Origin of the sequence: Spirosoma sp. SC4-14, assembly GCF_037201965.1 — a bacterium.
Classification (GTDB): domain Bacteria; phylum Bacteroidota; class Bacteroidia; order Cytophagales; family Spirosomataceae; genus Spirosoma.
Genome location: NZ_CP147518.1, coordinates 7,487,141 through 7,504,518, shown reverse-complemented (window position 1 = coordinate 7,504,518; position 17,378 = coordinate 7,487,141). Strand labels below are relative to the sequence as shown.

Annotated in this window: 14 protein-coding genes and 2 tRNA genes; 9 read left to right on the top strand and 7 right to left on the bottom strand. The window is 46.1% G+C overall.

All coding sequences use genetic code 11. The annotated features are described in order from the left end of the window. Window positions 1-53: 53 nt before the first annotated feature. The 3 genes from WBJ53_RS30970 to carA all read left to right on the top strand — a co-directional run bounded on the left by WBJ53_RS30970 (window position 54) and on the right by carA (window position 2,941). Window positions 54-1,043 (top strand): DNA-directed RNA polymerase subunit alpha, encoded by a 990-nt coding sequence (locus WBJ53_RS30970; RefSeq protein WP_338873602.1) that lies wholly within the window; start codon window positions 54-56, stop codon window positions 1,041-1,043. A gap of 78 nt (window positions 1,044-1,121) precedes the next feature. Further along, the gene (gene rplQ, locus WBJ53_RS30965; RefSeq protein ID WP_338873600.1) at window positions 1,122-1,751 is read left to right on the top strand and encodes a 50S ribosomal protein L17; all 630 of its coding nucleotides are present in this window, start codon (window positions 1,122-1,124) and stop codon (window positions 1,749-1,751) included. An 86-nt stretch (window positions 1,752-1,837) separates the two neighbouring features. Then, complete coding sequence (gene carA / locus WBJ53_RS30960; RefSeq protein ID WP_338873598.1) at window positions 1,838-2,941, top strand: glutamine-hydrolyzing carbamoyl-phosphate synthase small subunit; 1,104 nt, start codon at window positions 1,838-1,840, stop codon at window positions 2,939-2,941. 30 nt (window positions 2,942-2,971) lie between these two features. Here the strand turns inward: carA and WBJ53_RS30955 are convergent, their stop codons facing one another. Together WBJ53_RS30955 and WBJ53_RS30950 are read right to left on the bottom strand one after the other, a co-directional pair. Further along, the gene (locus tag WBJ53_RS30955; RefSeq protein WP_338873596.1) at window positions 2,972-6,967 is read right to left on the bottom strand and encodes an AAA domain-containing protein; all 3,996 of its coding nucleotides are present in this window, start codon (window positions 6,965-6,967) and stop codon (window positions 2,972-2,974) included. A 74-nt stretch (window positions 6,968-7,041) separates the two neighbouring features. Further along, entirely contained in the window at window positions 7,042-8,103 is a 1,062-nt protein-coding gene (locus WBJ53_RS30950) for a TerC/Alx family metal homeostasis membrane protein (protein ID WP_338873594.1), read from the bottom strand. Between the two features lie 140 nt (window positions 8,104-8,243). Between WBJ53_RS30950 and WBJ53_RS30945 the strand changes: the two genes are divergently transcribed. Next, window positions 8,244-8,984 (top strand): glycosyltransferase family 2 protein, encoded by a 741-nt coding sequence (locus WBJ53_RS30945; RefSeq protein ID WP_338873592.1) that lies wholly within the window; start codon window positions 8,244-8,246, stop codon window positions 8,982-8,984. Here the strand turns inward: WBJ53_RS30945 and WBJ53_RS30940 are convergent. After that, window positions 8,944-10,140: a type III polyketide synthase gene (locus WBJ53_RS30940; RefSeq protein WP_338873590.1), complete on the bottom strand. Its 1,197-nt coding sequence runs from the start codon at window positions 10,138-10,140 to the stop codon at window positions 8,944-8,946. The genes WBJ53_RS30945 and WBJ53_RS30940 overlap by 41 nt on opposite strands. Before the next feature lie 98 nt (window positions 10,141-10,238). On the opposite strand from WBJ53_RS30940, the gene WBJ53_RS30935 reads away from it, so the two are divergent. The 5 genes from WBJ53_RS30935 to WBJ53_RS30915 all read left to right on the top strand — a co-directional run bounded on the left by WBJ53_RS30935 (window position 10,239) and on the right by WBJ53_RS30915 (window position 12,941). Further along, entirely contained in the window at window positions 10,239-11,105 is an 867-nt protein-coding gene (locus tag WBJ53_RS30935) for a UbiA family prenyltransferase (protein ID WP_338873588.1), read from the top strand. A 121-nt stretch (window positions 11,106-11,226) separates the two neighbouring features. Beyond that, window positions 11,227-11,302: transfer RNA gene (locus WBJ53_RS30930), tRNA-Gly, on the top strand. A gap of 61 nt (window positions 11,303-11,363) precedes the next feature. Beyond that, window positions 11,364-11,449, top strand: a tRNA-Leu gene (locus WBJ53_RS30925). 257 nt (window positions 11,450-11,706) lie between these two features. Next, the gene (locus tag WBJ53_RS30920; RefSeq protein WP_338873586.1) at window positions 11,707-12,276 is read left to right on the top strand and encodes a Crp/Fnr family transcriptional regulator; all 570 of its coding nucleotides are present in this window, start codon (window positions 11,707-11,709) and stop codon (window positions 12,274-12,276) included. A 74-nt stretch (window positions 12,277-12,350) separates the two neighbouring features. Continuing rightward, a complete protein-coding gene (locus WBJ53_RS30915) occupies window positions 12,351-12,941 on the top strand; it encodes an HD domain-containing protein (protein ID WP_338873584.1) in 591 nt (196 codons plus the stop codon). Between the two features lie 165 nt (window positions 12,942-13,106). Here the strand turns inward: WBJ53_RS30915 and WBJ53_RS30910 are convergent, their stop codons facing one another. The 4 genes from WBJ53_RS30910 to WBJ53_RS30895 all read right to left on the bottom strand — a co-directional run bounded on the left by WBJ53_RS30910 (window position 13,107) and on the right by WBJ53_RS30895 (window position 17,107). Continuing rightward, window positions 13,107-14,027, bottom strand: coding sequence for a helix-turn-helix transcriptional regulator (locus WBJ53_RS30910; protein ID WP_338877256.1), 921 nt, complete (start codon window positions 14,025-14,027; stop codon window positions 13,107-13,109). A 70-nt stretch (window positions 14,028-14,097) separates the two neighbouring features. Then, entirely contained in the window at window positions 14,098-14,994 is an 897-nt protein-coding gene (locus tag WBJ53_RS30905; protein WP_338873582.1) for an SDR family NAD(P)-dependent oxidoreductase, read from the bottom strand. Between the two features lie 338 nt (window positions 14,995-15,332). After that, the gene (locus WBJ53_RS30900) at window positions 15,333-16,235 is read right to left on the bottom strand and encodes a helix-turn-helix transcriptional regulator (protein ID WP_338873580.1); all 903 of its coding nucleotides are present in this window, start codon (window positions 16,233-16,235) and stop codon (window positions 15,333-15,335) included. Between the two features lie 11 nt (window positions 16,236-16,246). Continuing rightward, window positions 16,247-17,107, bottom strand: coding sequence for an NmrA family NAD(P)-binding protein (locus WBJ53_RS30895; protein WP_338873578.1), 861 nt, complete (start codon window positions 17,105-17,107; stop codon window positions 16,247-16,249). Window positions 17,108-17,378: the final 271 nt, after the last annotated feature.

Genomic DNA, 17,378 nt, shown 5'->3' with positions numbered 1-17,378 from the left:
TTTTTTGAGTCTTCACGCCAAGGCAGAGAACTGCTGTAAACAATACGAAACGTATGTCAATTTTAGCGTTCCAAATGCCCGACAAAGTCGTAGTGGAGAAAGCTGACGACTTTCACGGGGTATTTGAATTCAAACCCCTTGAAAAAGGATATGGTGTGACAATCGGTAATGCGCTTCGGCGCATTCTGCTGTCATCGCTGGAAGGATACGCCATCACAAGCGTAAAGTTCCCCGGTGTGTTGCACGAGTTCTCTTCTATTGAGGGCGTCGTTGAAGATGTAACCGAAATCATTCTGAACCTGAAAATGGTTCGTTTTAAGAAGATTTCGGATATGGTTGATAACAAAATTACGGTCAACATCAAAAAGCAATCAGTCTTAAAGGCTGGTGATATATCTAAATTCTCGCCTTCGTTCGAAGTGCTGAATCCAGAACTGGAAATCTGCCACATCGATGATACCCGGGATTTGGAAATGGAAATTTTTGTGGAAAAAGGCCGCGGCTATGTTCCGGCCGATGAACCACGCGCTAACGAACTGCCATTTGGTCATATCCCAATCGATGCTATCTATACGCCCATTAAAAACGTAAAATATAGCGTTGAAAACACTCGGGTTGAGCAAAAAACAGACTTTGAGCGACTGTTGTTAGACATCGAGACAGATGGCTCAATCCATCCTGAAGATGCTCTGAAAGGCGCTGCCTATATCTTAATTCAGCACTTCATGCTGTTCTCTGACCAAACGATGACGTTTGAAACGGCCAAGCCTGAAGAAGAAAACGTAGTTGATGAAGAAGTACTGCATATGCGGAAGCTTCTGAAAACATCGCTGGCTGATCTGGATTTGTCAGTTCGTGCCTATAACTGCCTCAAGTCGGCCGACGTTCGCACGTTGGGCGATCTGGTTCGGTTGGAAATTTCCGATATGATGAAATTCCGCAACTTTGGTAAAAAGTCGCTGACGGAATTGGAGCAACTCGTTGCAGAAAAAAACCTGACGTTCGGTATGGACGTCTCTAAGTACAGATTAGACGAAGATTAAGACTGCATTGGGCCATAGGGCTTGGGGCATAGGGACATAACCTTCGCCCTATGCCCCAAGCCCTAAGCCAAGATAACAATGAGACACGGTAAAAAAGATAACCACCTCGGCCGGACACACTCGCACCGCGAAGCGATGTTGCAAAACCTGGCGTCGTCGCTTATCCTGCACAAGCGGATTGAGACGACCGTTGCGAAGGCGAAGGAACTCCGCAAATTTGTGGAGCCAATTTTAACGCGGGCCAAAGATGACACCTATCAGAATCGTCGGATGGTGTTTCAGACGTTGACCAACAAAGAAACGGTGAAGGAACTGTTTGGAACGGTAGCTGATAAAATTGCCAGCCGTCCAGGGGGGTATACCCGGATCATTAAGCTGGGAAACCGGTTAGGCGATAACGCTGAAACCTGTTTGATCGAACTGGTTGATTTCAACGAAGTATTGATTGCTGCTGCTGCTGAAAAAGCTGCGGCTACAACAAGAACTCGTCGTAGTCGTCGTGGTGCTACTTCACGTCAGGTTGCTGAAACGGCTCCTGTAGCAGAAACAGAAGCGCCATCGGCAGAAGTTGTTGAAGAAACACCTGCGGCTGAAGACGCTGCGGTCGAAGCGGCCCCTGTAGCTGAAACCCCTGCTACGGAAGCTCCGGCCGATGAAACTCCGGCTACCCCTGAAGCCTCGGCTGACGAAGAAACGAAGGAAAGCTAATGAACGAATTTTCGCTCATTCAAAATAGGGGTTAGCCGTTATGGGTTAACCCTTTTTTTTAGTCTACTCAAGTTAAAAACGTATCCATGAAACATACGCAGCAGCCCGAAGCTCTATTGGTTTTGCAGGACGGTACCGTATATCGAGGACTAGCTCTTGGCAAAAAAGGAACAGCAGGTGGTGAAATTTGCTTCAATACTGGTATGACCGGCTACCAGGAAATTTATACCGACCCATCTTATTATGGACAGGTGATTATTAACACCACATCCCACATCGGTAATTACGGTGTGCTCAATAACGCAGAGCAAGAGTCGAATGGTATAAAGATCCGGGCTATGGTCTGTAACTTCTTCTCTAATATTCATTCGCGTTATACGGCCGATGGGTCGTTGCAGGATTATTTCGAACGGGCCAATATTGTTGGCATCCATGGAGTCGATACCCGTCAGTTAGTACGATACATTCGGTCAAAAGGCGTAATGAACTGCATTATTTCGTCGGAAATTCTTGACCCTGCAATTCTGCTGGCCGAACTGCACAAAGTACCGGATATGGAAGGCCTTGAGCTTTCGTCGGAGGTTTGTACCAAAGAAGCCTATGAACAGGGCGATCCTGAAGCAAAACTGCGGGTTGCCGTATTGGATTTAGGTGTGAAGCGTAGCATCCTGACCAACTTTAACGAGCGGGGCGTATTCTGCAAAGTATTTCCAGCTAAAACACCCTATAGCGAACTGGAAGCCTGGAAGCCAAATGGCTATTTCATCGCTAATGGACCTGGTGATCCAGCCGCCATGCCTTATGCGGTTGAAACCGTTAAACAGGCCCTGGAGGTCGAAAAACCGTTGTTTGGTATTTGCCTCGGTCACCAGATTCTGTCGCTGGCCAGTGGTATCTCAACCTATAAGATGCATAATGGACACCGTGGCTTAAACCATCCCGTTAAAAACCTGATTACGGGCCATTGCGAAGTAACATCGCAAAATCACGGATTTGCAGTTAAAGCCGAAGAGGTTATGGATCAGGCAAATGTTGAGCTAACCCATATTAACCTCAACGATAAAACTATCGAAGGAATTCGTCGGAAAGATAAACCCGCTTTCTCGGTGCAGTACCACCCGGAATCGTCGCCCGGACCGCACGATTCGAGGTATCTGTTCGATCAATTCGTGCAGATGATGAATGAGTAATCAGAAAGCCTGGAAAAATCCAGGCTTTTTTTATGAATCAGTTTTTTGCCAGAACTGCCGGCTCCATAATCGTTTGAACGGCCACTTCCGGACGTGAAGGGCAACGGGCAGGTAGGCATGAGCCTGTTTAATCGATTGCTGGTAATAAATATCGTCGTCAGTGAGTACCAGCGACTGATAACTATCGTCGGTTTTAACCGTTAAATCCGCAAAAGGTAGTTCGGGTTGCCAGTTGGAATATTGCTGTGCCAGGCGATTTTTTAAAAGTGAGTTGGTGGTTAAAATAGTGTTTGCCTGATAATGCGGTCGGAAACTGCCCTGAGCAACATCGAGTGCATAAGCCAGATACGCCTGTAATAAGCGTGGGCCATCATTAATAGCATTGCTTACAGTCAGTTGATCGGGCCAGAGGCTGGTAATAACATAAACGCGCTCTTTAGCCCTTGTTACGGCCACATTCAGGCGGTTAGCACCACCACTGCTGTTCAAACTCCCAAATTGCATGGAGAGCCGCCCTCGTTCATCGGGAGCATAACCAATGGAAAAAATAATGACATCGCGCTCATCGCCCTGAACGTTTTCAATATTTTTTACAAACAGGTGTTGCTTTGTCCGATCGGTTGACATTTGCGTATCGGCATGCTTTTCGAGTAAATCCTGAATAAGTTGCTGCTGAGGATAATTAAATGTAACAACGCCAACTGAGCGGTCTGGCAATTCAGTTGCCAGATGGTCGATCAGCTCAACGATAGCTTCGGCTTCGATAAGATTCGTATTGTGCTGCCAGGTACCTTTAACATTCCGATAATGGATTGCGGGCTGCCGACGATTTGCATCGTCGAAATAGGGAAGAAGCTGAAGTTTGTTTTTATAAAAATGCTGATTGGAAAACGTAATCAGATCGAGTGATCGGCTCCGATAGTGTTCTGTCAGCGATACCTGCGGTAAATTCTGAGCCGCCAGTTCAAGAAGCGATTCAACTTCAAGTGTTGTTGTTGCTAATTCGTTCTCACTATCGGGGTCATCCAACTGAACCCGGTACAGATCATTCGGGCGTAGTTGCTGATTGTCGCCCGTTACAACAATTTGCTGCCCCCGGAACATGGCAGGAATGCCATTCTCGGCAAAACATTGCGAGGCTTCATCAAATATAACCAGATCGAATAATTCATTGCGAAGTGGAAACATAGCCGATACCGATTCGGGAGAAGCCAGCCAGCAGGGAACCAGTTTAAACACTTCGTCGGCAAACGACTCCATAAGCTTGCGGACTGGCCATATAGCTCGTTTCTTTGTCGTTTGATGGAGCAAGTCTCGATAGGTAATTACATTATTCAGCCGGTTAAATGTCAGATTTCGATAGGTTTGTTCCCGGAGTTTAACCAGCAAAATATCCTGACTAAGCAATTGCTTTCGTTGAACGCTTTCCTGCAATGATGCTTCCAACTGAGCCATCCTGAGCGACGATACACTACGAAGCACCGGGTTTATTTGTTCAATATGAGTAATCCAGGCTAAACAGAGCGAATTGTGAAATGTTGAGATCCAGTTGGCAGGAGTAATTGAGGATAGTTGCCCAATCACTGTATGCTCGATGGCTGAAAACCCTTCATACTGCCGATCGGCTTCTACCAGTAAATCAAAATCATACCGAAGCGATTGCTGGAGCTGGGTAGCAAACGAATGGTCATTCCAGATGTGCTGGAGTTGCTGATCAGTTAAATAAAGCTGAGCTTGCAGACGGCGTTCGTTAACCGTTTTGGCGATCTGAAGTAGAGTTTGAACGCTATTTCGAAAGGACTGAGCCGTTAACCAGGCCGATAGCGGAAGTTGAGCAAGTGGTTTTAAATCAACCAACCGTTCGGTTAAGTGAACGGCCCGGCGCAAAAGCCGTAACCCATCGGGCCGTTGGGTCAACGGTAAATTGGCTAGCAGTGGAGCAACTTGTTTACCGATCGCATCGAGTTGGATGCGTTTCTGAACTTTACGGAGTAGTAATTGCAGATCTTGTTCCGATAATGTCAGATGATTTGCCGAGACGAGTTGCAGGAGCTTTGCTTTACGCGGATCGGTAAGGAGCCACCACTTCCAGCGGGCCCACGATGAGCGTAAGGGCAAAATTTCTGTCAGCAGCAACTCCGCTTGTGTAGTTTCCTGCACCACCAGCGATAACTCTGGCCCTGGGGCTGCCAGGGCTGTTTCCCAATTCTGGGCCAGAGATTCTAATTGGGTTTCATGAATCGCAAGCGCAGGATGATTTAGGTTCAGACGTAGGAATTGGCTGGTTGCCCATAGATCGTTATCTACAGCCTCGTCCAGCAAGGCAAGTATGGCCGTTAGATCCCAGTCGTGCAAATGCCAATCGGCCAATTCGTCTAAAGAAAGTGAGCGATCAGCAAGAGTAGTGGTTTGTAAGGTGCTTTCCTGTGCTGTTTCGACCCATTGATGAAGTGTTTGGCCGATCTTTGACATATCCAGTGCTGAACGATTTGAAAAGCTTTTTCGATCGTTCCAGGGATGATTGTTGCCTAACCGTTGCCGATATGCCGCATAGGCGCTGAGTTGTTGCTCGAACTTATCCACACTGTCAACAGGGAAATGTGGATAAGTTTCGTCTAACCCGATCGACGGAAGCTCAGGATTACTGCTTAGGTAAAGCTCTTTGACGGATACACCACAACTACTGGTGTCGAATAAGGCCTTTTTGAAATCGTCCAGTTCGCGAACCGTTTCATCGATTTTGCGGCTCTCCTGCTCAAAGTCACGTTCCAGCAGAACTGTGTTCAGACTATTATTCTGTTGTTTGTAGGCATCGATCTGTTCAATCTGGTGAGCAATTTGTGCATACAACGCCCGACGGTCGTCCTGAAAGTCATGGATAAGGGCCAGGAAAGGAGCCATACCCACCTGCTGTAGTCGTTCCTGTACGACATCGAGAGCTGCACGTTTCTGGCAAACCAGCAGCACCCGTTTCCCATTGGCAGCCGCATCGGCCATTAGGTTGGCGATAAGCTGCGATTTGCCGGTGCCAGGTGGCCCTTGCACCACCAGCGATTGTCCAGCTTTTACGGTTCGTAAGGCGGCTTCCTGCGATGCATCGAGCGGAAGGGGAGTGTATAGGTGGCGTTCGTGAAAGGAGAATTGTGGTGTTCGACGTAAGGCGACAGGGGATAAGAACGAGAACGAAGGCTCCATCTGGGGTTCGCTATCAGGTTTGTCCAACTCCTCGGTTTTGCCGCCTGGTTCCTCACTTTGGGCAATCAGTTCGTCGTAGTCGGGGACTAAAAATGATCCGGCCTGCGGAAAAATGCCAAGTATAGCTTCCTGATAAATCTTTAATTCGCCCGTATGTTCGAGTTGGGAAAGGCTTTTGGAGGTTAGTTTATTAAAAAACTGAAGAGTATCTGTAAAGGAGTCCTGATTGAAGTTAATTTCGAACGGGCTGGTTTTTAACCATTCATAAAGTTGGGTACGAAAGACGAGACTATCGCGGTCGAAATCATCGAAACGCTTTTCCAGACTATCGTTCGGAATGCTGATCTGGTTGAAATGGCCATAAGCAAGTGCAAATGCGGGATTGAGAAAAGCCAGTTCGTCGCCACGGCGAACCAGTTTCCAAACTTTACCCTGTTGCTCGATCTGCACAGGAAAGAACAGGAGCGGTGCATGAACAACCGTGTCATCGAGAAACTTCCCGCGCACAAAAGGCCAGCCAACGTATAAATCTTCCGTGCCGCGCTCTTCTGTGATGAAGGCTGCTGTTCGGGCGATCCGCCGAAGTTTTTGGCTAACTTCGTTACTGCGTTCCTGCCGGGCATCGAGCACATCGCAAACGGCTACGGCCGCTTTCCGACCAATTATGTCTGCAATCAGACTAAATGATGGCCTGTTGAGCAAAAAATCGGCTTCGTGGAGATCCAGAAATTGCGACGCTGGCAGGCCCGTAAGCAAAAGAGACCGATTACGGCTACTAAGATTAGTTAATCGTCGGCGAAAAACACGCAGAATGGCTGAACGCTGATTCATCGGATTGCTTTAATGCGCTATACTTACCCGGTTGGTATTCGCGTAAGCAGAGCGCATCAAATTAATCACAAAAATCAAGCTTCGGTTTCTTTTTCTGGAATTAGCCATGATGCCAGTACGCTCACCCCCAGAATAAGAACGATAACATAGAGCGAATATGCAGGTTTGAAACCTAGTTCGGCAAGCCAGTGTTCGCCAAGCATTTTGGCCCCAATGAACGTTAGCAGCACCGCCAGACCAACTTTCAGGAAACGGAATTTACTCATAATGCTCGACAGGAAGAAGAACATAGACCGAAGGCCCATAATGGCAAATACGTTCGAGAAGAAGACGATATAGGGATCTTTAGTAATCGAAAAAATAGCCGGAATCGAATCGACAGCGAAAACAAGGTCGGTAAACGCAATAACGATTACGATAATAAATAGTGGTGTTACGAAAACCTTTCGGTCCGATTTTCGGCGGATAAAGAAATGGTCGGTCACATTACGGTGATAAACATTCAGGTATTTACTGACAAAACGGACGACCGGGTGATTGTTTGGTTCGATAGTTTCATCTTCGTCTTTCTGAAAAAAGAGTTGAATGCCAGTATAAACCAGAAAGGCACCAAACAAATACATGATCCATTCAAAGCGCTGAATCAGTGCCGACCCCAGAAAAATAAAGATCATACGCAGAATGATAGCGCCCAGAATGCCCCAGACCAGAATTTTTTTGTAATACCGCTGCTGAACACCAAACGAATTGAAAATGAGGATGAAGACAAAGATATTGTCGGCCGATAACGAATATTCGACCAGATAGCCCGTAATATACTCCAGAGACATATTGGCCTGAAACCGTGCTAAACTGGCAGTAAAATTGCTTGGTATCAACTCTACATGCTCAGCGTATTTATCCCGAATTTCCTGAAGCCGGGCCATGTCGGTAATACCATGAATGAGATAACCAAAGTTCTGTAGAAAAAAGTAGAAAGCTATAGAAAGAGCAACCCATATTGCACTCCAGATCGCGGCTTCTTTAAACTCAACAACATGACTTTTTTGCTTGGAGAATGCTCCCAGGTCTACGGCCATAATGAAGAGGACAAAGGCTGCAAACGCAAGGAAGAATAAGGTTTCGTTTGAGAGCATAAAAAAAAGGCGAAGAGAAAACTAACGCCAGTTGACTAGATAGTTGAATCAATACGCAAATCTACAAGCAATCTGCCGAAGCTTCTGGCTTCTATCCACAAATAATTGGCATAATGCTATCAACGTCTTAGTTTTGGACTATGTTTAATAATAAAAAAGTTATTGTAGTGATGCCCGCCTATCGGGCAGCTCTTACACTGGAGCGTACCTACCGTGAAATTCCATTCGATCTTGTTGACGACGTAATTCTTGTTGACGATGCCAGTCCTGACAATACCGTCGATGTAGCTCGCCAATTAGGAATTCGCCATGTAATTCGGCACGATAAAAATAAAGGCTATGGGGGAAATCAGAAAACCTGCTATGCCAAAGCGCTGGAACTTGGCGCTGATATAGTAGTAATGCTACACCCCGATTATCAGTACACACCCATGCTGCTGCCTGCCATGATTTCAATCATTGGCAACGGACTCTATCCGGTTGTATTTGCTTCCAGAATTTTGGGAAAGGGCGCCCTGAAAGGCGGAATGCCCATGTATAAATATATTGCCAACCGCTTTCTGACATTTGCGCAAAATCTTCTGATGAATCAGAAGCTGTCGGAATACCACACGGGGTATCGGGCATTTTCGGGTCAGGTTTTACAAAATCTTGACTTTACGCACAACTCCGACGATTTTATTTTCGATAATGAAATGATTGCCCAGATTTTTTATAAGGGCTACGAAATTGCAGAAGTGACCTGTCCAACCAAATATTTTGAAGAAGCCTCGTCGATCAATTTCCGCCGAAGCTCTATTTATGGCTTGGGTGTGCTACGAACATCGTTGTTCTATTTCCTTACGAAACTAGGGCTAATGCGCTGGAAGATTCTGACCTAGCCGGAGTGGTTTCGGCCACGAGCGCTTCGAGTATCATGGCTTCCAGGGTCAGACCGGGACCAAATGCACAGCTTAGTATATTCGGCCGTTTCAGGTCTGGTTCAACAACTCCCGAAATCAGATCATCCCAAATTGCCTTCAGCACGAACAGAACCGTAGCCGACGACATATTGCCGTATTGCCTGAGCACAGTATAGGCATATCTGTTATCGTTGGTAGTAATGCCCAGTTGAGCCTCAATAACTTCCAGAATTCGGCGGCCACCGGGGTGAAGTGCAAACTGGCCAATGGCATCCAGGGCTAGCTGACATTGGTGAAGCAATTGGCTAAGCAGTTGGCCAATGCCTTGCTGAATGTGACGAGGTACCTCTGAAGTAAGAGTCATTTCAAAGCCAAAATCGCCAATGTGCCAGGCCATTGCCTGTTTTCCTTCGGGCAGCAGATCGCAGTAAAACGACCGTAGCCGGAACGATTGTTCAGGTCTTGGCGTACTTTCGACCAGCACAGATGCTGAACCATCGGCAAAGAGAGCATTTGAGAGCAGGTAGTCCGTATCGGTTCGTTTCTGAAAATGAATGCTACATAGCTCGATGCATACAACCAGTACTTTGGCGCTGCTGTTGGCCTTAACAATAGCATTGGCAGCCTTGAGGCCATTGAAAGCGCCATAACAACCCATAAAATTGATGGCCAGCCGTTGGGTAGTTGTTGGTAGGCCAAGTGCTTCGATAAGCTCAATATCAGGACCAGGGGCATACATGCCCGTACAGCTAACCGTGATGAGGTGCGTAATCGATTGCGGATCGAATCCCGGATAACTAGAAAAGCAATCCTGAATGGCTTTTAAAGCTAGAGGTACCGCTTCCTGCCGATAGACTCCCATTCGCTGGCTAACCGTTGGAAATGGCTCCAAATCGGGTGTGTTTGGGTAAAACGTAAACGCGCCGGGCGACCTTGTGTAATCAGCCAGTACAGTGTGCCGCTTATCAATTCGAGTATAGCGATAGAGCGTCATGAGCCGTCGGCGGTCCTGGTCCTCAAAATGAAGTAAATCGGCCATTAGCTCAGCGGCCTGTTGCTGGGTAGAAAAATAAAGCGGTACTGCCGTGCCGATTGCATTAATATAACCGTCTGGTAAAGATTGCGTTAGGTCCATCCGATGGGTCGACTATTAATTCATAGAGTGCTATGGATGTATAACTATGCCGATTGCCGAAAGTTCTGTAAATTGACAACTCGCATCGCCATCACGTTATGACTGCCCGCACTATCTGGCTACACCTTCGCGTACCCTTCTCCGTTTTTCTATTGCCAATGTTCTGGTTTGCCGTAAGCCAGTCGGTGCATCCAGATCTGGGTAAATCGGTAGCCGTTTTGCTTATTGTTCACTTGTTGTTGTATCCGGCCAGTAATGCCTATAATAGCTATTTCGATAAAGATGAGGGCAGTATAGGTGGTTTGGAAAAACCGCCACCTGTCGATAAAGATCTCTATTGGGTATCGTGGGCGCTCGATGTTGTTGCATTGGTGCTGGGGAGCATTTTTGTAAACTGGCCATTTGTGCTCTATTTACTGGTCTATGGCTTTGTGACCAAAGCCTACAGTCACGACCGTATTCGACTGAAAAAATACCCAATCCTGAGTTGGTTGCTTATAAGTGTATTGCAGGGCGGCATTACGTACGTAATGACCTACATATCAATCAATGATTTGCCTCTATCGACGATTGGCCAGCCGAAACTTCTTTTAGGAGGGCTGCTGGCCACCCTGAATCTGATGGCGCTCTATCCGGTCACACAGGTCTATCAGCACGAAGAGGACGCCCGGCGTGGCGACAGAACCATTAGTCTGATGATGGGTGTTCGAGGTACATTTATTTGTGCAGTAGTGATGTATCTGTTATCGATGGTAGGTTTTTACATCTATTTTGAAGGAAGTTACCTCATTCTGATCTACCTGTTGTTCCTGTTGCCTGCCGTTATTTTCTTTCTGCGATGGTTTTCCCGGGTATACAAAGACCCTAATCAGGCTAATTATCGAACGACCATGCAGATGATGTGGATATCGAGTATTGGGCTAAACAGTTTTTTTCTTTTTTTGATTGCCTTAACTCGTTCGTAATCAGATTTGGAACGAGTTAAGGAGAAATTAATTGGAAAATTTTTCGGGTAATAGCTTGACAAACCAGCAAAACGCCCTAAATTTGCATCCACAATTCGCCGAGGTAGGGCGAATGATAAACGCGAAAGTAGCTCAGCTGGTAGAGCGCGACCTTGCCAAGGTCGAGGTCGCGGGTTCGAACCCCGTCTTTCGCTCCAAAAAAAGGCACCGACCAACGGTGCTTTTTTTGTAAAAACCGCTTCGGCGGAATAAAAGGTTGCCGGGATGGCGGAACAGGTAGACGCGCCGGACTTAAAATCCTGTGGTCCTTACGGGCCGTGCGGGTTCGATTCCCGCTCCTGGTACAAAACGCTCTGACAAGAGTAAGTTATAAAACGCAAAAGCCGCTGATAATCAGCGGCTTTTGCGTTTTCGAGAGTATATGATCCCCGATTCAATAGATCCGATATTGCCTAATGAACACAAGTTGTATGAGACCAGGGTTTAGTAAGCTTGTGCATCATTAGCAGCAAAAGGCAAAGAAGAAAGTCCCCAACATTGCTAGTAAACAATGTTGGGGAACGGGGAACAATGTTTGTGCATTACTTAATAGCTTTAGCTAATGGAAGAGCTCATTACCTATTTGCTTCAATTTGGACACCTTGCGGTTCAGCATCGGGAGTTGATTCAGGCGAAGGCCAAACGCAGAAACATTGCCAAAGGGACTTACTTTGCAGAAGCTGGGAAAATTTCCAATCAACTAGGATATGTTACAAAGGGGATTTTCAGGGTCTGTTATTACGATAAACTTGGCGACAGTTTCACCCGATACTTTATTTATGAGAATCGATTTGTTGTTGATATCAACAGTTTTCGTGATGAAATGCCCTCCACCGAGTACATTGAAGCCATCACAGATTGCCAGCTTTTAGTCTTTTCCAAAGAAGACTTTACTCAGCTTTCAGCTCTTATTCCCGGATGGCAGGATATATTCGTTAAAATCACGTCCTACGTTCTGGAAAATAAGTTGAAGTTCACTAGTAATATGATAGTACAGGACGCCCAGAAAAGATACCTGAACTTTCTGGATCATTACCCCGGATTGGCCAACCGTGTTCCGCTCAGTATGATAGCCTCTTATCTGGGCATTACCCCATCTTCGCTCAGCCGGATACGAAAAAATATCGTCTAGCGTATTTCTTGCCAATTGGCAATTGCATTTATACCCCTAGCGTTCAATTTTGCTCCATCATTAAAAAGCAACAGATGGAATCGGCTATTCTTTCCCTGCAGATTGAGTTCATCAAGGAGGTGGATAAGCTTAAGTATATCCTTCGTAAGACGAAGTTACTGAACAGCGACCGAAGGGAGAACGACGCTGAACACAGTTGGCATCTTGCCTTAATGGCTCTTGTGTTGGCTGAGCACGCGAATTTCCCGCTCAATATGCTTAGGGTGATAAAGATGCTGCTGATTCATGATATTGTTGAAATAGATGCTGGCGACACATTTATCTATGATACGCAAAAAAGCCATGATAATACGGTTGAAGAGCGGGCAGCGGCTAAACGGATCTTTGGCTTACTGCCTGAAGAGCAAGCCGCCGAATTCATAGCTGTTTGGGAAGAGTTTGAAGCGGGGCAAACCAACGAAGCCAAATTTGCCCGTGCTATGGATCGACTCGAACCTCTCTTGCAGAATGCGTCGAACAAAGGGGGAACCTGGGCTGAATTCAGCGTAAAGTATGATAAGGTGTATGCCAAAAAGCAAGTCATCCAACAGGGATCGACTCAAATCTGGCGCTATGCCGAGCAGCTACTTAACGACAGCGTTGAAAAAGGCATTTTAAAAAAGTAAGGTATCCAGATCCATCATGTTTGGCTATCCCATCTCCAACTGGAAGCGAAAGCTATTGACGGATCGATATGCCTTCTGGTAATCGGTATCGATTGAGCATGTTGTTCCGGCTGGCTCCATGCGCCAAATACGATATGGAGCCAGCCGGAATCAAATGGTCTCTGCTTAATTAAACGACCGTCTGAAGGCCAGGGGAGACAAGTGCGTTTTCGTTTTAAAGAGCTTACTGAACGATTGGGAGTGCTCGAAACCCAAAGCATAGGCTACTTCGCTGACCGATAAGTTGGTCGTAGATAAAATTTCTTTCGCTTTTTCGATGAGTTTATCATGAACATACTGCTGCGCATTTTGACCAATTAGGGATCGCAGCATATCACTTAAATAACTCGGAGAAAGATTGACCTGTTCGGCCAGGTAGTGAACCGTCGGTAAGCCCTGGTTTAAGGACAGTTCATCGGTAAAATAAGCTTCTATTACATCTTCCAGCTTTTGTAACAGATCACTGTTGACTGCTTTGCGGGTGATGAACTGGCGCTTGTAGTACCGATTGGCATAATTGAGCAACAACTCAATCTGAGCTATAATGACAGCCTGGCTTGAGTCATCGATTCGGCTGTGTAACTCATGGTCGATCATTTTAAAGATCCCAATAATGTTTCCCTTTTCCTCTTCCGAAAGGTGTAACGTTTCATGAGTCGAATAGGAGAAGAAACCATACTGCTTAATGGTTTTGGCCAGAGGATAGCCTAAAAAGAAATCAGGATGAATCAGCAACGTATAGGCAGAACAAACGCTGGCATCATTGTCGTTGTTGCCAATAAGCTGACCAGGCGAAGCGAATAACAAACCTCCTTCGTCAAAATCATAATGATGCTGGCCGTATTTTAATTTACCACTCAGCTTTGGTTTATACGATATTTTATAAAAACCCAGCACATGGTAGGGCGGAAACCTGACTCCTTCAACCTGCGAATGAGGGCCATTGATCAGACTTACCAACGGATGCAGAGGCTTCGGTAAGCCAAAGGCCCGGTGCGCGTCGGTTAGTGATTCAATTTTATAAGGGCTGTTTTCTTCTTTTTTCACCGCTAAGTACGAAAACATGATAACCGATGGAAAAACAGCTATCGGTTATCATGGATGATAATCGATTTTCTTAGTTCGGAGTTCCCTGATTGGATTGCCCCTGGGCCGTCTTCGAAACAGCTTCCCAGGCTTCCCAGGTTGCTAATCGCTCACTATAGGCATCGCGCACGGCAGGCAAATTATGACTACCCAGAAAGAACCGTAAAGGAGGGTTTTCGGCATCAACCACCCGAAAAAGCGCGTCTGGGGTTGCCGCCGGATTACCTCTTTCCAGGGCTCTTAAACGGTTGAAAAATTGCGCCTTAAAATCGGTATAGATATCGAGACCCTGGGCAAACTTTAAGGATTCCGGGCTACCGAATTCAGTGGCATAAGCCCCCGGTTCGATAAGGGTTACATTGATGCCAAATGGTTTAATCTCAGCGGCCAGGCTTTCGTGAATAGCCTCGAATGCCCACTTTGACGAACAATAGTAGCCAATCACCGGCAGTGTCACATGGCCCAGGTTGCTGGATACGCCAAGGATATGCCCACCCCCCTGCTTTCGTAGTAGCGGCAGGGCTGCCTGAATAACAGAAATCGGACCGAAAATATTCGTTTCATAAAGGGCATGAATAGCAGCAGCACTGGCTTCTTCAATGGTGCCAACTAGTGAATAACCGGCATTATTAAGAACGATATCTAACCTGCCGAAGTGCGTATGAGCTTGTTCGACAACCGTCTTTACCTGGTCGGGATTGGTCACGTCGAGTTCCAGCGTAAGCACGTTTTCGCCGAATTTTTCAGCCAGTTCATCAAGGCTTGCCCGTTTGCGGGCAGTGGCCACCACCTTGTCGCCCCGCTCAAGGGCAGCGTTGGCCCAAATGCGTCCAAACCCCCGGGAAGCGCCCGTAATAAACCAGACTTTAGTCGTTAGTCCAGGTATTTGAGCAGAGCTATTACCGGACGTTTCGTTTTGTTGTATCATAAGACATCGGTTAATGATACGGCAAAGGTCATTCGGAGGCAGTTGTCGTTTGTAGGCAAATTGAGGGGATTTGTAGTCGAAATGAGGAATCAGCCATTCCGGTCTATTGCAGAGCTAAAGCGGGTCGACAGCCACAAACGAATCTTCCCTAAACTGAATCAGCTTTTTTATGAAGGGTGTTAAACGTCGTGTCCAGTAAAAAGCAACCCGTTTGCTAAACCGATTTTGCCTGAAAAATAAACCAATCGTGGGGCGTAATGTAATGAAGCGAGTTCTGAAAACTTGTCGTTAAACTGGCTGCCGGGTAGAGTGGGGAACTTCGGCCTGCCTGGTAAACTTTAGTTAAAGGAAGCTCTAAACTCCAAAGGCGACTGATTGGTCTTTGCTTTAAACAATTTGCTGAATGACTGCGGATGCTCGAAACCTAACGTATAGGCGATCTCGCTTACCGACAGTTGAGTAGTAGACAACCTTTCTTTTGCTTTTTCAATCAGCTTTTCGTGAATGTGTTGCTGGGTACTTTGCCCGGTGAGTAATTTCAGAACGCGGCTCAGGTAACTTACCGATATGTTGAGCCTGTCGCACACCGATTGCACTGTAGGCAAGCCTTTGAGCGTAAGCTCCTCACTGGCGAAATAGTCATTAAGCAGGGCGTCCAGCCTTGCCAATAGCTGATGGTTACTGATTTTGCGAGTAATAAATTGACGATTATAGAAACGCTCTGCGTAGTTGAGCAATAGCTCGATTTGGGCAATGATAATGCCCTGGCTGTACTTATCAATGTTTGCGCGATATTCCTGTTGGATATGCGAAATAATGGCCTCAATTATTTTTTCTTCTTTATCCGACAGAAACAACGCTTCGTGTACAGTATAATCAAAGAATTCATAGTTCCTGATCGTTTTTGCCAGGGGCATACCCCATAAAAAATCGGGATGAATCAGCAAAAACCACCCCGATGCTATGGTGGGCAGTTGTATCGTTTCGAAGCCAATCACCTGTTTGGGTGCCGAGAAAAACAGAACACCCCCCTGAAAATCATACACCTGCTGGCCATACCGGTATGTTACATCGGTTGTATGCTTGATAGAAATGCAATAAAAGTCAAGGATGGTAAGGCTTGCTGGCAGCAGGGTAATATCTTCAATATTCACTACACTAATGAGCGGATGCTCTGGTTTGGAGAGGCCTCTTAGTTTGTGAAATTCACTGATGCTTTTGATCCTGCAAGGCTTACCCATCCTGCTATAATTTATTGATTGTAGGCGTTCGCAAATTCCTTTGCAAACTCGTTCAGTTTTATTTTACCCAACACAGGTCGATGCTGAAGGTAGTTTTCATATACGACACCGCTATGGGTTGCCGCCTGCATCCGCACCAGGTCATCTACCAGTTGGGCAGGCATGCCCGTTTGCAGCAAGCTGTTGCGAAATTGTTCATCCGATATAGTGATCCATTGTAAGTCTGGTTTGCCAATAGCTTCCCCCAAACTATGAGCAGCCTGGTTGCAGGTAAGTTCTTCGCTGGCTACATAGCGAATTTTCTTCCCCTTAAATGGGATTGTCAGTTCTTCGGCCGCTGCTGAAGCAATATCTTCGGGAGCGACAAAGGCAATCTTGTCTTCTCCTCCATAATTAGCCATAATGGCACCATACTGTTTTATCATGCCAATATAGCTATAGAAATTGCTGTAAAAAGAGCCTGGCCGTAGTTCAGTAACAGCTGTATCCGATAATTTTTCGAGCAATGTCCTTATATTAAATGAGGTTGTTATGTCGGCCGCCCAGCCACTCAGGAAAACGGCTTGCCTGATGCCTGCCTGGTTGATGGCTTGAACATAGTTGTCGCCAATTTTCTGGAAATATGCTTTCTGGTCGGCCTGGTTAAAATCAAATGGTATCATACAATACACTGCGTCGGCGCCCATAAACGTGGATACCAGAAAAGAGGCATCTTCTAACTTGCCGATAGCTGCTTTTGCCCCAAGTTTTTCAATGGCTTGTTGTTTGTTGGGATTGCTGCTGATAACGATTACCTCATGCCCTTTGGTAAGGAGTTCAGTTGCTAATGGTTTGCCGATGTTACCCAGTGACCCGGTTATGATAATTTTCATGTTTCTGGCTTTTTTATAGCGCAAATTTCGGTGTAGGCAAACCCATTTATGTAGTCTGATTTTGCTTTTCTGTAGCCGAAAATGAACCATATGACCTTGGGTACTGATCGTTCAGTTGGCAGGCTCACGATAGTAAATGATTTTTAGTCAAAAATTAACCGTAAAGAGATGCCTTTTGGCAAGCTTCTAGTTTAACAGGTTAAGTACAAATACCTCTTTTAATCTTTGCTCCCTCGAAAACAAGGTATAACATAACCATTTTTGTAGGGGA

What these genes read in the sequence shown, in the direction of transcription:
- WBJ53_RS30940 (WP_338873590.1), bottom strand. Translation starts at nt 10,140, where the DNA reads ATGGACCTAACGCAATCTTTACCAGACGGTTATATTAATGCAATCGGC.
- WBJ53_RS30920 (WP_338873586.1), top strand. Translation starts at nt 11,707, where the DNA reads ATGGAAGAGCTCATTACCTATTTGCTTCAATTTGGACACCTTGCGGTT.
- WBJ53_RS30915 (WP_338873584.1), top strand. Translation starts at nt 12,351, where the DNA reads ATGGAATCGGCTATTCTTTCCCTGCAGATTGAGTTCATCAAGGAGGTG.
- WBJ53_RS30905 (WP_338873582.1), bottom strand. Translation starts at nt 14,994, where the DNA reads ATGATACAACAAAACGAAACGTCCGGTAATAGCTCTGCTCAAATACCT.
- carA (WP_338873598.1), top strand. Translation starts at nt 1,838, where the DNA reads ATGAAACATACGCAGCAGCCCGAAGCTCTATTGGTTTTGCAGGACGGT.
- WBJ53_RS30950 (WP_338873594.1), bottom strand. Translation starts at nt 8,103, where the DNA reads ATGCTCTCAAACGAAACCTTATTCTTCCTTGCGTTTGCAGCCTTTGTC.
- WBJ53_RS30970 (WP_338873602.1), top strand. Translation starts at nt 54, where the DNA reads ATGTCAATTTTAGCGTTCCAAATGCCCGACAAAGTCGTAGTGGAGAAA.
- WBJ53_RS30955 (WP_338873596.1), bottom strand. Translation starts at nt 6,967, where the DNA reads ATGAATCAGCGTTCAGCCATTCTGCGTGTTTTTCGCCGACGATTAACT.
- rplQ (WP_338873600.1), top strand. Translation starts at nt 1,122, where the DNA reads ATGAGACACGGTAAAAAAGATAACCACCTCGGCCGGACACACTCGCAC.
- WBJ53_RS30935 (WP_338873588.1), top strand. Translation starts at nt 10,239, where the DNA reads ATGACTGCCCGCACTATCTGGCTACACCTTCGCGTACCCTTCTCCGTT.
- WBJ53_RS30895 (WP_338873578.1), bottom strand. Translation starts at nt 17,107, where the DNA reads ATGAAAATTATCATAACCGGGTCACTGGGTAACATCGGCAAACCATTA.
- WBJ53_RS30945 (WP_338873592.1), top strand. Translation starts at nt 8,244, where the DNA reads ATGTTTAATAATAAAAAAGTTATTGTAGTGATGCCCGCCTATCGGGCA.
- WBJ53_RS30900 (WP_338873580.1), bottom strand. Translation starts at nt 16,235, where the DNA reads ATGGGTAAGCCTTGCAGGATCAAAAGCATCAGTGAATTTCACAAACTA.